We start from the raw sequence: 15,438 nt of genomic DNA, 5'->3' as shown, positions 1-15,438 counted from the left end.
CCGTATTTTCGTTGCTGTTATGGTCCGGCGCGCCGCGCCCGACCGGATAGGAGAAAGAGGACATGGGTGGAGGTCGGGCGCAGTCGTTCAAAAATAGAGCAGTGGGCGCCGTGCGGCGCAGGTTGCGCAAGGCAAGGGATAAATTGCTCGGGCCTGATCCCCAAGGGGCAAATGGGGCCGCCGACGTCGCCATCCTGAAGGGGCAAGTCGGCGCGCTGGAAGAGCGGCTGACTTATCTTCAAAACGAAGTCAGCGAGGCCCGGCAATATCTCAGGCTTCTGCTGGGTGATTCCGAACGTTTTCACACGTCGATGAACCAGACCCGCAGCAGCTTCGACACGCAATGGGATATCCTGCCCGAAGGCGCGCATCTCACGACAGATGAGACGTTCGTGGCCAACGCCACCCGTTTGATCGAAACCTATACGCAGTTGCCTGCGGAATGGTTCAAGGGCAAGACCATTCTCGATGCGGGCTGCGGCAATGGCCGCTGGGCTTACGCCTTTTCTAGGCTGGGGGCCCATGTCACCGCCGTGGACCAATCCGACCATGGGCTGCAGAATGTTCGCCGGCTATGCGAGTCCTATCCGGGCTTTCGCCACCGGGCAGTGAACTTGCTGGAGCCTCTGCCATTCGATGATCAGTTCGACCTGGTGTGGTCTTATGGCGTGCTGCATCACACGGGCGACACCAAGCGGGCATTCGACAATATCCTGCCCGCGGTGAAGCCGGACGGCGCGATGTTCCTGATGCTTTATGGCGAACCCATGCGGCCGGGCGAATACACCGAAATAAATACCTATGTGCAGCACCGCCGCGCCACGGTCGCGATGAGCTTCGCGGAAAAAGTGGCGTATCTGAAAGAGATTTATCCCGACGAACTGGTGCACGGTTATTTCGATGCGATCAGTCCGGCGATCAACGATCTATATCGCTACGACGAGATCGAGGACTGGTTGCATCGCGCCGGATTTTCCAAGATCACGCGGACCCTGGATAACCGCAACCTGCACATCATGGCGCATCGGCCTGCGGCCTAGGCACGGAAGGGGCCGGGCGAAGTGCAGTGCCCGGCCGCCAGCGGGTCAGAGTCCCCGCGCGTTGAGCAGCGCCACGATCTGCGCGGCGCTTTGGGCCTGGCCCAGCTCATCTTCCGTGAATTTGATGCGGAAGTGCTCCTCCACCGCCAGATGAATCGTCATCTGATCAAGCGAATCGATGCCATTTTCAGTGAACGTCGCGGCAGGATCGAACGTGGAAAAATCGGGAATCAAGTCCTGCGACTGGATGATCTCGGCAACAGTGTCAACATTAACCACGTATAACTCCATTTCTCTTTATGACGCAGCTTGCCCACGACAAGCCCACGCCGAAACCGCTCAGAATGATCTGGCGGATAGCTTGATTATCCAGCTCATCGCGCAATAACAGCGGGATCGAGGAAGATACGGTATTACCGTAGCCCTGCATGCCGAAGCGTACTTTTTCGGCGGGCAGGCCGGCGCGTTTGGTGATTGTGTCGACGATGTAGCGGCTGCCTTGATGAAGAATAAAGCAGTCGATGTCTTCGAGTTGCAGATGTGCCTGGGTCAGGAGCTTCGCAAGATCAGCCGGTATGCCGGTGGCTGCGAAGTTGAACACCTCGCGGCCGTCCATGTGCAACTGACCATTGCGAGTGATCAGCGCCTCATGCGCCGCTCCCCGTGTTCCGAACGAGAACGGCCCCAAGGTGAATATGGGATCAGGCCCGATGAGAGTGGCGCTTGCAGCGTCGCCGAACAGCAGCGAGGTTGCCTTGTCTTGGTCATCCACGATCTTGCTATAAGGATCGGCCGTTATCAGCACGCCGTGGCTGATTCCGTTGGCTTGCATGAAAGCGTGGATGACCGACAGGCCGTAGACATAACCCGAGCAGCCTAGCGAGATGTCAAAGGCGGCACACGTTTCGGGCAATCCAGCCTTGCCATGGACAATGGCCGACACGTGCGGCAAATTCACATCGGGATTTTGGGTCACGACGACCAGGACGCCGATCTTCGACGTATCCAGACTGGATTGTTCGCAGAGTGATCGAAGCGCCTTCAGCGCCATGTCCGAGCTATGTTCATCGACCTCGGCAACGGAGCGTTGCAGGACGCCGAGCTTACGCTCAAGGAATGCTTCGTCTACCTCGAACCGGGCAGCGGCTGTGGCGTTGTCTACACGGCGTGGCGGAATATAGGCGGCGATGTCGCGAATGCCGATCATGTTCACCTCCTAGCGGCGTTCATCAGCTTCTTGGAGCAGCGAAAAATAGATATCGCCGAATTTTCTGCCGTCAAGGCTGACTTCGCTGCGCGTCAGCTTGCCCTGATAATTGGATACCAGTTGGACGGCGGGACGGATGCACTCGAGGGGGCCTCCCAGTTCGGGAAGGCGCGCTCGCACGAATAGCCATTTTCCTGCCGCGTCGGGCAAGGCGCGCAAATGCAGCGCCTTGGTCAACGCGACCCAATATTCGATAGCGCTATAGCCGGGCAGGCAGTTCTCGACGATGATAGTCTGGGCCGAGAGGTCGATATTGGCGCCGGCTACGAGCCGGTCTTCCGGGTAGGGCCGCCGTCCGAGAACAGGCGCGGCGGTCTCCCGCAGGTGGATGCGGTGGCGCAGCCCTTGAGATTTAAAGGAGAGGACTGCCGCGTCCCTGTGTTCACTGGCCTCAGGGGGGTCCAGTTCGGCACGCAAGGCGCTTGTCGCAATTTGATGGAAGGACAGATCCAGGCCCTCGACCGTCTCGAAACCCTGCTCGTACAGCCACGCTAGCAACGTGTCGAAGATGTCGGTGCCGTGCAGATAGTTCCGGTTGCCCTTGAAAGATAAATCGAGGTCCTTGTGCATGCAGATCCAATGTGAAATCGCGGGAGCCCCGTGGAGGAGCGTCCCGATGGTTTCTATTTTACTTTCCGCGCCGGGTTTCCCATCCAGACTTCGTCTTGACCCAGAGGCCTGAAGGCGACTGCGCCAGCCCCCAGCAGGGCAAAGTCGGACAGGGCAATTCCGTCCACCACAATGGCGCCAGGGGCGACATGGCTACCCTTGCCGGTATTGGCGCGCCCGCAGAGGGTGGCGTTCGGCCCGACATATGAAAAGTCAGCGATCTGTACGTCATGTCCCAGATTGGCGCCCGCACGCACGGTAGCACAGCGGCCAACGGTCACGCCCGGCTGGCAGGTGACGAAAGAGGCGATCAGGGCGCCGGCGCCGATCCTGGCGTCATCGGCGATCTGTGCGCAAGGGTGCACCAGGCTGGCGAGCCGGTCGGCCGGCAGGCCCAGCGATTCGATGAGCTCCACACGCGCACGCATGTGTCCCACTTTATGCAGGGCGATGTGGAACATCATGTCGGATGGAAATGTGTTCCATTCTCGAGTGGTGCCAAGTACGGGAATGCCAGAGATGTCGCCCCCCTTGGGGACGCGATCATTCAGAAAACCCGCCAATTCGATATCCTGGCCGCTGCGCTGCATGTCCCGCAGCACTTGTGCCGCGACCAAGCCATCGCCGTGGCCGCCCAAAATCAGTACCTTAGGCACAGACCGCTCCGTTCCGCGCCTGGGTTGCGCGGTAAAATAGTCAATTCGGCATTTTAATCCCTGCAAGGCCTCCCCCCCGTGGATTTCCGGCTCGCCTTGCCCCTCGGAGCTATTTGAACAATGCAACTCGCTGCCCCTTCGTTTGACGAAAGCGAAATCGAAAGTGTGCGCCGCTGTCTCGCCAGCGGCTGGGTTACGCAAGGCCCGATGACTCGGCAGTTCGAAGAGTTGCTCGCCAAACGCCACGCCGCGCCGTACGCGCTGGCGACGACGTCCTGCACCGCCGCACTGCATCTGGCCACGCTGGCCCTGGGCCTGGGTCCCGGCGATGAGGTGATCATCCCGGCGTTTACCTGGATCACGTCCGCCAATGCCGCCGAATACGTGGGCGCAAAGGCCGTGTTCGCCGACGTCAACCCGAACACCTTCAACCTGGATCCGGCGGCTTTCGAGGCCGCGATCACGCCGCGCACCAAAGCGGTTGTGGCCGTCCACCTGTTCGGCCTGGCCGCCGAAATGGATCCGATCCTGGCAATCGCCAAGAAGCACAACCTTGCCGTGATCGAAGATGCCGCCTGCGCAATCGGCACCACTTACAAGGGCACCCCGATCGGCACGTTGGGCGACTTGGGCTGCTTTTCGTTCCACCCCCGCAAAGTGATCACGACGGGTGAGGGCGGCGCGGTCACTATGCGTTCCGAGGCGTTGTCCAAGCTGGTCAATAGCTTCCGCAACCACGGCTCGTCCGGGTTGCCTTCCGCCGAAATCGAGCCGCACGGCCCGTGGACCATGTCGACGTTCGACAACCTGGGGTACAACCTGCGCCTGTCGGATATCCAGGCAGCGGTCGGAATCGCGCAGTTCGCGAAACTGGAGCATTTGCTTGCCGAGCGCCGGTCGCGCGCATTGGCCTATTCCAAGCTGCTCGCTTCAGAGTCTGATCTGGTGCTGCCTACCGAGGCGGCGGACGTCGATGGCCACTCCTATCAAAGCTACGTTGTGCGCGTGCGCGAAGGTGGCCGTGAGCGTCGCAATGCGGTGATGCGGGCGATGGACGAAAAGTCCATCCAGACGCGCCCGGGCACGCATGCCGTGGTGCGTCTGGGTTACTACGTGAATAAGTACAACCTGAGGGCCGAGGATTTCCCCAACGCCATCTTGTGCGAAGACACCACCATTACGCTGCCGATTTTCCCGAATATGACCGATGCAGACCAAGCCTTGGTGGTAAAAACCCTGGCCGACGCGTTGCGTAGCGCCTGAGGGCGCAATAGGCTCGCGTGGGGCGGGGGCTCTCGCGAGCCATATTCACGTTACGGGGAAGCTCTGGTGCAAAACGCACAGCTCAAGATTGACGGAGAAGACGCGCGGCCGTTGCGCGTCTTGTTCATCGACAATATTGCCAACAACGCCTATCTGAATGCCAAGGCCCTGCGCCGCCATGGCGTCGAGGTCGATGTGTATGTTGGCGGTTATTACCACATCATGGCCTGCCCGGAATGGGAGGAAGGCGGATTCACCCACTTCGCCGGTACGCACAATCAGCCTGATTGGACGCGGACCGCAGACTTGAATTACACGCGTCCCGACTGGGTGATACAGATGCGCGAGCCGTTCGGCTTGCGTTATCTGTTGGCCAAGACCGAAGGACGCCAGTTGGCCGCGCGTTTCTGGTGGAAGATCGGCAATCTGGACCGGGAAATCGATTGCAGCAACGGCGGCGCGGGCAAGGCCGTCCGCAGCGGCCTGGTGGGTGGATACAAATTCGCGCGCAAAGGAATGGCCGCCGTGCGCAAATTGCAGCGGCTGTTCAAGCTTTGCGCTCGCGTCGGTTTTCGGCTGATCACGCAAGGACGCTTGCGCGCCGAGCGTAAACCCGTGGCTCCGGTTCCCGTTCCGGTTGCGGCCGGTATCGATACGCCGCCGGTTGCCGTCGTCGATCTCGCCGGCCCTAACGCCTTGCGTGACATCGAGTCCACCGCGCCCGCTTACCGGGATGCCATCAAGACCTTGATGAGCCGATACGATATCGTGCAAGTCTACGGCGCAGGCGGGCGTTTGCCGCTCATCGCAGGCACGCCGTTCCTGGCGTTCGAGCACGGCACGCTGCGCAGCTTGCCTTTCGAGCCGTCCTATATGGGGCAGCTGACCTATTTGACCTACACGCGCGCCAAGCATGCGTTCATCACGAATGCGGATGTGCTGGGGTCGGCGCAACGCTTGGAACTGCCCAGCTACAGCTTCATCCCACATCCGGTCAACGAAGACAGCTTGCATGAAACACCGGAATCGCAGGCGTTGCGCCAGTCGCTATGCCAGGAGCTCGATACCGATTTCATCGTTTTCCATCCGTCCCGCCAGCACTGGGAGCCGGAGGTGCGCAGCCCTAACTGGGAAAAGGGCAACGATATCTTCATCCGCGGCTTTGCGCGTTTCGTCAAGGAAGTCAATCCGCGCGCTTCGGCAGTGATGGTCGATTGGGGACTATCCGTGCCCGCGTCGCGCGCACTGCTTGAGGAGTTGGGCGTCGCGGATCGGGTGCGCTGGATTCAGCCGGTCCCGAACGCCCTGATGTGCCGCTACATTGCCGCCACGGATCTGCTGGCGGATCAATTCTGGCTGGGCTCGTTCGGCAGCACGGCGCCGAAGGCCTGGGGTTGCGGCAAGCCGGCCATGTTCTACCTGAACGAGGAGCAGCATCGCTGGTGTTTCCCCGTGCTGCCGCCCGTCTTGAACGTTCGCACGCCGGAAGACGTGTTCGAGTCCTTGCGCCGGCTTCACCAGGATCCGCAGTACATGCGCGACGTTTCCCAGGAATCGCAGCGCTGGTATCAAGCTCACCATTCAAACGAACTAATAACGCAGAAGCTTCTCGATGTCTATCGAGACCAAGCGCAGACGTGATGACGACAACCATGCAATCACTCGACTCCAACGGGTCTTTCTCTCGACAGCGGATACTTGTGACGGGCGCGACCGGCTTTGTTGGCCGCCATCTGATCCAGCAGCTCGCCGCCGAACACGACGTATTGGCGCTGGGCCGCCGGGAAGTACCGGAATTCTCGCGTCTGGGTGTCCACAGCGTGCGTGCCGATCTGGGCGCGCCTGTCGATCTGGCGGCGGCGCTTCCGCCCGATGGCGTGGATCAGATCATCCATCTCGCCCAATCTGACGGTTACCGCGATTTTCCCGGTTCGGCGATGGACATGTTCCAGGTCAACGTGGCGAGCACGGCAGTGCTGCTGGACTACGCGGCCAAGGCCGGCGTGAAGAGTTTCGTCTTGGCGTCCACGGGCAGCGTTTACGAGCCCTATGCCAACCCGATGGATGAAGCCGCGGCGCAAGCGCCGGAGAGTCACTATGCGCGCACCAAGCTGGCTGCGGAGTTGTTGGCTCAGTCATATTCCAAGCTGTTCAATGTCTGCGCATTGCGATTCTTCTTTCCGTATGGCCCGCAGCAGACCGGCCGCCTGGTCCCCAATTTGTTCCAGCGCGTGCAGTCCGGCGAGCAGGTAATGCTGGATGGCGAAGAGGGCGGCATGGTGTTCACGCCCACGCATATCGACGACGTGGTGGCGGTGTTGCGCACCGCGGCGCTGACGGGCTGGCAAGGCGCGGTCAACGTCGCTACGCCCGAAGCCCTGAGCATTCGGGATGTGGCCGAGGCTATTGGCCGCATCATCGGCCGTGAGCCGGTATTCGCCCGGACCGGCAAAGCCGGACAATTGACGATCGTGCCGCCCACCACGGTTCTTGCGGGTCTCATGCCGGATTTCCGATTCAGATCATTTGACGAAGGAGCTCGCTTCTTCAGTCAGGCCTAGGCCACCGGACGACAAGGAAAGAACCCGGGATGTCCGTTTTGCTCAAACGTTTGCTCACGATACTGCTGGGCATTCTCGTCCTGATTGCCGGGCTGCCCTTCGTGGTGGCTGGCTACGTGCGTCATGCGCTTTCCCCGCATCGCGCCGCTGAGCGGCCGCGCCTGATCTGGCAGTCCACGCCGATCAAATCACTGGCCTATATGGCGCGTGCAATGGCCGAGCGTGGCTACGTGAGCGAAACCGCGGTGACGGAGTTGTATGCGATCAACAGCCGGGAGGATTTCGATCATTTGCTGTTCCCGGCGGTATCGCGGGGCAAGCTCGCGGATTACCTGTGCTCGCGGTGGATGGCGTATCGGTTTTTTGGCTATTCGCTGTCGCGCTATGACGTGTTCTTCATGTATTTCGATGGCGGGGTGTTGCGCGATACGTTGCTCGCGTCGTGGGAGCTGAAGCTGCTGCGCATGGCGGGTAAGAAGATCGTCGTCATGCCCTACGGCAGTGATGCGTTCGTCTATGACCAGATGAGTGATCCCTTGTGGCGCCACGGGTTGATGATGAGCTATCCCGCGATGGGCAACCATGCCGCCCGCGTGCAGCGGCGCATTCGCCGCATGACGCATGACGCCGATATCGTCGTCGGTTGCCTGGTGCATTTCACGAGCTTGCCTCGGTGGGACATCTTGCCGTTGACGTGTTATCCGGTCGATACGGCTCGCATCCGTCCATTCACGCCTCCCGCCACCAGCGGCCCCATACGTATTGCGCACGCAGCGAATCACCGTGGCGTGAAGGGCACCGAGTTCCTGGTACGCGCGGTGCAGGCGTTGCGCGCGGAAGGCCTGGACATCCATCTGGACCTGATCGAGCGGGTACCGAATCACGAAGCGCTTGAGCGTATCGGACGTGCCGATATCTACGTCGACCAATTGGTCATGGGGTATGCATTGGCCGCGCTCGAAGGATTGGCGTTGGGGCGCGTCGTGGTCAGCCCCGTCGATGGGCTGCCGGCCACGGATTTGTTCCGGACCTATTCCTATCTGGATGAATGCCCGATCGTGTCCGCGGGGCAGCGAACCATTGAAAATGTGCTGCGGGACTTGATCGAGCGGCGCGACGAGTGGCCGCAAATTTCGGCACGATCACGCGCTTTTGTCGAAAAGCGGCATTCCTTTGATGCCAGCGCGGATATGTTTTCGGCCATTCTGGATCGGGTGTGGCTGGGCAAGCCGGTAGACCTGATCAATTTCTACCATCCCTTGCTCGAGCTGGCCAAGGACGATGAAAACATGGCGCCCTGAAATGGAGCCATACCGCGTTCTGCATTTGCCGACATCGGTCGGCGGCAACCCTCAAGGGTTGAGCGCCGCCCTGCGTCAAGAGGGCGTCAGCAGCGATACCTTGACCACGGAGCAGAATTATCTGCAGTATCCCGTGGACATCGTGATCAACCCGGATGCGGCGGGGCCATTGCGCAGGGAATGGCGGCGCTGGAGCGCTCTGTGGCGCGATGTGCCGCGCTATGACGTGCTGCACTTCAATTTCGGGACGACGCTGGCGCGGCCGCATGCGTGGTCGGCCAGTCCGGGATCGGGCTTGTTCAAGCGTCTGGTGTACCCCGTGCGGGCCGCCTACCTGTGGCTGCTGCAGGGGCTTGAGCTGACCCGCGCGCGGCGGCGTGGCGTGCCCATGTTCGTGACCTACCAGGGTGATGATGCGCGTCAGGGGGACTACTCCTTGGCGCATTTCCCCATCTGTATCGCCAGGCAAGTCGGCGCCGACTACTACAACGCGGCCAGCGATGCTTTCAAGCGGCGCCAGATTCAGCGGTTGGACAAATACTGCGACCGGATCTATTCCGTCAATCCGGATCTGTTGCGGGTATTACCCGCCCGAGCCGAATTCGTCCCGTATTCGCACATCTTCCTGGACGAATGGACACCGGTATATGCGCAAGAGGAAAGCCGGCCGCTGCGTATCGCTCATGCGCCGAGCAATCGCCAGGTAAAGGGCACGGACCACATTCTCAAGGCGCTGGATCGCCTGCGTAGACGCGGTTTCGAGTTCGAGCTTATTCTCGTCGAGGGCATGAGCCATGCGCAGGCGCGTCAGCAGTACGAGCGCGCGGACGTGCTGATCGACCAGCTGTTCGCGGGATGGTATGGCGGGTTGGCCGTGGAGTTGATGGCATTGGGCAAGCCCGTGCTTTCCTATATACGGCAAGAGGACCTGCCGTTGCTGCCCGTGGAAATGGCGCGCGAGCTGCCGGTGCTGCAGGTGACCGAAGCGACGGTCGAGCAGGCGCTGGAACAGGTGCTTGGCATGCCACGGCCAGAACTTGTGGCCTGGGCGCGGCGCAGCCGGGCGTATGTCGAGCGGTGGCATGATCCGCATGCCATTGCCCGCAAGACCCGGGCGGATTATGAAGAGGCGCTTGCGCGCCGGCGCCTCAGCCCTTGACGCCGTTGAGCTGCGCCCAGCGCTGAAAATTGATCCAGCGCCAGATCTGCCAACTGAACGGCCGCCTCCCTGCCATGACGTCGTCGAAGTGCTGCAAGATCCGGGCATTGTCCAGAAGCCCCGCGCCTTGACCTGGCGCCAGCCATTGCCGTACCTGCGGCGCCAGTTCGCGCAGCCATTCGAGTTCGGGGGTTTCGAAGCCGATCTTGTCTTTGCGATTGAGAATGGCCGGCGGCACAATGCCCTGCATGGCGGTACGGAAGATGCGCTTGGTCTCGCCTTGCACCGACACGAGATAATGTTCGGGCAGGCCCATCAGGAAATCGGCAATGTCCGGCGTGAGGAACGGAACCCGGCTTTCGATGGAGAAGCGCATCGAATTGCGATCGCCGTGGCGCAACAGCCAGCCGAGCCCGCGCTGGCTCAGTGATACCGCCATTTCGGCGACCGCGCGGCGGCCCCGGGCATTTCCCGGCCAGACCGCGCGCGGATATTCCAGCCGTACGCCAGCGCCCTCCAGCATGTCGGCATTCAGCCATGCGGGCCGGGGGTCCCGACCTGACATGGCCCGCAGGCGCTGATAGAGGCGATCGTTTGCCGCGATACCCACTGCCTCCTGGAGGGTTGACTTGATGCTGCGGCCAGGCCAATTGCGCTGGCCCAGCAGATGCATGACGGCCGTAGGCAAGCGCCCGCGTTCCAGCAGACTGACCAGCCGTTGCCCGGGATAGCCGTTGTAGCCGGCCAGCAACTCATCCGCGCCTTGCCCTTCCAGCATGACCGTGACGTCGGCAGCCCTGGCCGCCTTGAATACCCGGTACTGCGCGTAGATGCTGGTGCTGCCGAAGGGCTCGCCCTGGGCGCGGATCAGGTCGTCGATATCGCCGGCCAGTTCGGCGGCCGTGACGCGTACTTTGTGTTCGATGGCCCGGGATTCGGCGTTGACGATGTCGACCCACTGTTCTTCAGAGCGGGTTTTCGACTGGGAGATGAAGCTGAACGTGCGCAAGGGCAGGTCCGGTTCGACGTGCCGCATGGCGCAGACAATGGCGGACGAATCGAGCCCGCCGGACAGGGCCGCGCCTAGCGTGACATCGCTGCGCAAATGCAGCCGGATGCTATCGAGAAAGCGCTCGCGGAGTTCGGCGGCTGCATCGGCGTAGGACAGGCCAGGCTTGCGCTCCGTGATTTCCGGGGCCCACCAGCGCACCGGCGCGCTGGCCTGCCCGGTGCGCGTGGACAAGGTCAGGAAATGCGCCGGCGGCAAGCTGAGCACGCCTTTGACGAAACTGCGTTCGGTGTGGTCGTAGTGCCCGTGGACCAGATAGTCATAGGCGGCCTGGGAGTCCAGCTGGGCGGCTTGCCCGTCCAGCGCCATGAGGGCGCGTAGTTCGGAGGCGAAGGCTGTCGAGCCCGCAGTGGGCCGGTAATAAAGCGGCTTGATGCCGAAGGCGTCTCGCGCCAGCGTGAGGGTATGGGCGCGGTGGTCGAGCATGGCGAATGCGAACATCCCCACGAAGCGCCGCAGCGCGGCGCTGCCCCATTGATACCAGGCGGCGAGCAGAACTTCGGTGTCGCTGTCCGAGGAGAAGCGGTGACCCAGCGACTTCAACTCGGTGCGCAGTTCGCGGTAGTTGTAGATCTCGCCGTTGAAGACGACCGTCAGGGCGCCGTCGTGGCTGGACATCGGTTGATGTCCGCCTGTGGAAAGATCAATGATCGACAGCCTGGTTTGCCCAAGGGCCACTTTGCCGGCGGGGGCGGCGCAGATTTCGCTGCCCTGGTCGTTGGGGCCTCGATGGCGCAATTGCGCCAGGCCCTGCGCCAACTGGGTCGTCAGATTATCCGGAGGAGAGGCCCACCACCCGCCAAGAATGCCGCACATGGATAGTTCTGTCCTGAATGGTTAGGGCGTCGCGATCTTTGCGTAGGCGTCGATGAGCTTTGCCTCTTCGTTGCGCCAATTGTAGGTGGTCCGAGCCGCAAGGCGGCACGCCGCGCGAATGCGCTCCAGCTCGTCGGCGGGCGTGGCCAGCATGGCGTTGATACTGCGGGCGATCGAGGTGGCATCCAAAGGGTCCGCGCAGCGGCCGGTGCCGGATGAATCAAGGATTTGTCGCCAGAGCGGAAAGTCCGACGCCAGCACGGGAACGCCAGCCGCCATGTATTCGAACATCTTGACCGGCAAGGCGTCGAGATAGTTGGGGATGGGGTGCAGCAGCACCAGCCCGAGTTGCGATTCCGCCAGTACTTGCCGAATGCCCGGGCGATCCAGCACGCCCCGGTAGTCGACCTTGCTCCATCCGGGCATTGCCCGCAGCGACGCGTGCAGCGCCTCGCTTTCCATGGGGCCAGCCAGGATGAGACGGGCATCGGTGTGTTCAAGGGCCTGGATCATTTCGACCGCACCGCGTATCCGGGCGATGCCGCCGATATAGCAGATTGTCCTGTCGCCGCGGGCGGGCGTGGCAGGGCGATCCGGTTCAGCGCTGTCGCCGAGTTCACCGGGGATGGGGTAGTTGTTGACGGCGATGCTGTTGGCGCCCTGCGCAGCGTAGCGCTGGGCGATGTGCGGCGTAGCGCAGACAACGACCGTGCAGCGGCGCGCGATGAAATTCTCCACGCGCTCGACCGGCCAGGCAATGGCCTGCCGGATCCAAGGTTTGATCCAGGGCTTGCTCAATATCTGCCGGGGCAGGTCCTCGTGGGCGTCATAGATGACGGCGCGTCCCGTGCACTTGAGCGCCAGGGCAACGGGCAGCAGCTCGGGGTCATGGATATGGATGATCCGGGCATCTGTTTTACGCACCCGGTTCCACACTGCCCAGGTCTTTCCCAGCATGCGGCTCACGCGACCGGTAGAGGGCCCGACGTCGATGATGGAGACATCATCGCGGCGAGTGTCGCCGCCGCCGTCGGCGACATAGAGATCGACCTGGTAGCCCTGCCGCGCCAGGCTACGGCATTCCTTGTGGAATATCCTGACGTCAAAGCGCGGATGGGCGGTGGTGAGATGCGCGATCCGTGCCGTCATTGCGCTACGGGTAGAGGCTGGCAGCGGGGTTTGTCGGCAGCCTGCGGGTTGTATTCGGCGACGAGCGCTTCGATGGCCTGGACCATCTGGTCACGGTCGAAGGAGGCCAGGGTTTGCTCGAGGCGGGCTAGTCCGGCCATCAGGGTTTCGTACGGCAGATCGCTTTCCCGCGCTTGCATGATTCGCGGGTGCAGTGTGGATCTGACGTCGCCGCCGATGAGCAGTTCTTCGTAGAGCTTTTCGCCAGGCCGCAAACCGACCACACGCAGTTCAATATCACCATCCGGGTCCGATTCGTCGCGGATGGTCAGGCCGCATAGCCGGATCATGCGCTCGGCGAGATCCCGGATGCGGACAGGTTCGCCCATGTCCAGCACGAAGACCGAACCTGATTCACCCATGGCGCCGGCCTGCAGCACCAACTGCGCGGCTTCCGGGATCGTCATGAAGTAGCGCGTGATGTCCGCGTGCGTCAAGGTGACCGGTCCGCCAGCCAGGATTTGGCGGTGGAACAGAGGCACGACGCTACCCGAGCTGCCCAGGACATTGCCGAACCGAACCATCGAGAAGCGCGTGACCGCCTGACGCTGCGACAGCGATTGCAGAATCAGTTCGGCCAGCCGTTTGGTGGCCCCCATGATATTGGTGGGGCGAACCGCCTTGTCGGTGGAGATCAGGACGAAATCGCTGACTTGCGCGGCGATGGCGGCTTGCGCCAGCGACAATGTGCCCAGCGCATTGGTTGCCACCCCTTCCGCGATATTCTGTTCGACCATGGGCACATGCTTGTAGGCCGCCGCATGGTAGATGGTCTGGATGCCGTACTGCCGGATACGGCTCAGGGTATGCGCATGGTCACGGACCGATCCGAGGGTCGCGTGCAGTTCTATGGGGCGTTTCCCGATGAGTTGGATCAGTTCTTGTTCGATCGCGTACAGGGCGGGCTCGGACATCTCGAACAGAACCAGCCGCTTCGGGTCCAGCGCGATGATCTGGCGGCACAGTTCGGAACCGATAGACCCCCCCGCACCGGTCACCATCACATTGCGGCCCGTGACGCAGCGGCCAAGCAGTTCCGGGACGGGGGCGACCGGGTCGCGGCCCAGCAAATCGTCGACCTGAACGTCGCGCAGCCGCAGTCCGTTTGAATCGACCAGTTCGCGCAGGCTGGGCACCAGCCGAATGCGCAGCCGGTATTGTTCCGCGGTTTCGACGATTTCGCGCAGGCGCGCCCGGCCAGCCGTGGGCATGGCGATGAGCAACTGGCGTACCGAGTAGCGTTCCACCAACTTGGGCAGATGCCCGGGAGGGTGGATACGCAGGCCTGAAACCATCAGGCCGTGTTTGCGCCGATCATCGTCCAGCATGGCGATGGGCTTGTAGTGGGGGCCGGCGCGCAGCGCCGTCGCCAGTTGGGAACCTGCGCCTCCCGCGCCATAGATGACGACGGGAATGCGCAGGTCGCTGACGTCCTTGGTGTCAGTAAATAGCACGCGTCGAGCGACCCACCGCGTACCGACCAGGCCCGCAATGGCCAGCGAGCCGTAGATGACCAGCACCGCGCGCGATAGCCCGACCAGTTGGAGAAAGGTGTTGGCGGCGGTAACGACCATGACCGAGACGGCGACGCCCGCGGTGATCCCCAGGATCACCCGCTCATTCATGTAGCGCAGGATGTAGTTGTAGACACGGAATCCCGCCATGGCCAGAATTCCGCCCGCACAGGCGGCCAGCGACAGGGCGGCGTACGAGGTGTTCAGAAAGAAAAGCTCGAAACGCAACCACAAGGCCAGATAGAACGAAATCAGCAGAATTGCCGCATCGAGCATGACGGCGAGCGCCTGCTTGGCAGGCCGGGGCAAATCTACAAAAAGACGCCGGATGGCAAGAGGAAGGATCATGGGGGCGTCGGTACGGTGTGTGCCTTGTTATATATGTATGAAATTCTACAGGCCTTGGCTCGGGTCGCTGATTCTCGAGGCAATTACATGCCCCGAAATCAGAGTGCACCCGCCTGGGCAGGGGGCAATTGGGTACGTTTCAGCGGCATCTGGGCGGCCAGCACCCCCAGGAACAACCAGAATGGCTGGAAATAGACCATGGAACTGGGCGCCACGCCCGCGATGCCGGCAACCAGGAGGCAGATCCTGCCCAGCCATTCCAGCCGCAGCGCCAGCCAGCCGAGCAGGGCGAACCAGGCCAGGCCGATATGGAAGAACATTTCCAGCCAGAAAAAGTGGGGCGAGGCCCAGGGCGCCTTGTTGCCGGGCCAGATCAGGTTCAATTGCCCCGCGCCCAGCCCGGTGAGCCATTGCCACCCGGGCAGGGTGCGCCATTCGGCGATCATGTCCATAGCCAGCCGGGCCCGGAAGGCGGTGGATTCATCGCCGTCCTTGGCCTGGATCCGCACGTTTGCCGCGGGGGCGTGGGGGTACGCGGGAACCGCGGCAGGGGCCGGCGAGGCATTGGCGCCTGCCGGTGCGGGGGCAATCGCCGGCGGGGCCGTGTTGCCCAGGGGCGTAGATGGGCTTGCGGCGGGGGCGGGTGC

General features: G+C 62.2%; 13 protein-coding genes and 1 pseudogene. 6 read left to right on the top strand and 8 right to left on the bottom strand.

Annotated elements, in window-relative coordinates:
* The first annotated feature begins 62 nt into the window (after positions 1-62).
* Positions 63-1,040 carry a bifunctional 2-polyprenyl-6-hydroxyphenol methylase/3-demethylubiquinol 3-O-methyltransferase UbiG gene (locus A9974_RS05380; RefSeq protein WP_183003123.1) on the top strand — a complete coding sequence of 326 codons (978 nt, stop codon included), beginning with the start codon at positions 63-65 and terminating at the stop codon, positions 1,038-1,040.
* A gap of 45 nt (positions 1,041-1,085) precedes the next feature.
* Here the strand turns inward: A9974_RS05380 and A9974_RS05375 are convergent, their stop codons facing one another.
* The 4 genes from A9974_RS05375 to A9974_RS29630 are packed head-to-tail and all read right to left on the bottom strand — an operon-like array spanning position 1,086 to position 3,572.
* Entirely contained in the window at positions 1,086-1,319 is a 234-nt protein-coding gene (locus tag A9974_RS05375; protein WP_183003122.1) for an acyl carrier protein, read from the bottom strand.
* Positions 1,312-2,247 carry a ketoacyl-ACP synthase III gene (locus A9974_RS05370; RefSeq protein WP_183003121.1) on the bottom strand — a complete coding sequence of 312 codons (936 nt, stop codon included), beginning with the start codon at positions 2,245-2,247 and terminating at the stop codon, positions 1,312-1,314. The genes A9974_RS05375 and A9974_RS05370 overlap by 8 nt, the downstream gene beginning before the upstream one ends.
* A 9-nt stretch (positions 2,248-2,256) precedes the next feature.
* On the bottom strand, positions 2,257-2,877 hold the full coding sequence (locus tag A9974_RS05365; protein ID WP_183003120.1) for a hypothetical protein: 621 nt from the start codon (positions 2,875-2,877) through the stop codon (positions 2,257-2,259).
* 53 nt (positions 2,878-2,930) lie between these two features.
* Positions 2,931-3,572 carry a hypothetical protein gene (locus A9974_RS29630; RefSeq protein WP_183003119.1) on the bottom strand — a complete coding sequence of 214 codons (642 nt, stop codon included), beginning with the start codon at positions 3,570-3,572 and terminating at the stop codon, positions 2,931-2,933.
* Between the two features lie 120 nt (positions 3,573-3,692).
* Between A9974_RS29630 and A9974_RS05355 the strand changes: the two genes are divergently transcribed.
* The 5 genes from A9974_RS05355 to A9974_RS05335 all read left to right on the top strand — a co-directional run bounded on the left by A9974_RS05355 (position 3,693) and on the right by A9974_RS05335 (position 9,856).
* Entirely contained in the window at positions 3,693-4,835 is a 1,143-nt protein-coding gene (locus A9974_RS05355; RefSeq protein ID WP_183003118.1) for a DegT/DnrJ/EryC1/StrS aminotransferase family protein, read from the top strand.
* 66 nt (positions 4,836-4,901) lie between these two features.
* Positions 4,902-6,476, top strand: coding sequence for a hypothetical protein (locus A9974_RS05350; RefSeq protein WP_183003117.1), 1,575 nt, complete (start codon positions 4,902-4,904; stop codon positions 6,474-6,476).
* Between the two features lie 11 nt (positions 6,477-6,487).
* The gene (locus A9974_RS05345) at positions 6,488-7,396 is read left to right on the top strand and encodes an NAD(P)-dependent oxidoreductase (RefSeq protein ID WP_183003116.1); all 909 of its coding nucleotides are present in this window, start codon (positions 6,488-6,490) and stop codon (positions 7,394-7,396) included.
* Between the two features lie 29 nt (positions 7,397-7,425).
* A complete protein-coding gene (locus A9974_RS05340) occupies positions 7,426-8,697 on the top strand; it encodes a hypothetical protein (RefSeq protein WP_183003115.1) in 1,272 nt (423 codons plus the stop codon).
* Complete coding sequence (locus tag A9974_RS05335) at positions 8,678-9,856, top strand: glycosyltransferase (protein ID WP_255468038.1); 1,179 nt, start codon at positions 8,678-8,680, stop codon at positions 9,854-9,856. The genes A9974_RS05340 and A9974_RS05335 overlap by 20 nt, the downstream gene beginning before the upstream one ends.
* Here the strand turns inward: A9974_RS05335 and asnB are convergent.
* From asnB to A9974_RS29295, 4 genes and pseudogenes are all read right to left on the bottom strand, one after another.
* Positions 9,846-11,741 (bottom strand): asparagine synthase (glutamine-hydrolyzing), encoded by a 1,896-nt coding sequence (asnB, locus tag A9974_RS05330; RefSeq protein ID WP_183003114.1) that lies wholly within the window; start codon positions 11,739-11,741, stop codon positions 9,846-9,848. The genes A9974_RS05335 and asnB overlap by 11 nt on opposite strands.
* Before the next feature lie 21 nt (positions 11,742-11,762).
* Positions 11,763-12,890, bottom strand: coding sequence for a glycosyltransferase (locus tag A9974_RS05325; RefSeq protein WP_183003113.1), 1,128 nt, complete (start codon positions 12,888-12,890; stop codon positions 11,763-11,765).
* Complete coding sequence (locus A9974_RS05320; protein ID WP_183003112.1) at positions 12,887-14,791, bottom strand: nucleoside-diphosphate sugar epimerase/dehydratase; 1,905 nt, start codon at positions 14,789-14,791, stop codon at positions 12,887-12,889. Before A9974_RS05320 ends, A9974_RS05325 begins: the two co-directional genes overlap by 4 nt.
* A 98-nt stretch (positions 14,792-14,889) precedes the next feature.
* Positions 14,890-15,438, bottom strand: a pseudogene (locus A9974_RS29295) (hypothetical protein); the annotation flags it as partial.

The organism is Achromobacter sp. UMC71 (genome assembly GCF_014170305.1).
Lineage (GTDB): Bacteria > Pseudomonadota > Gammaproteobacteria > Burkholderiales > Burkholderiaceae_B > Achromobacter.
The sequence above is the reverse complement of the archived record's forward strand: the minus strand, read 5'-3'. Positions and strand labels throughout refer to the sequence as shown.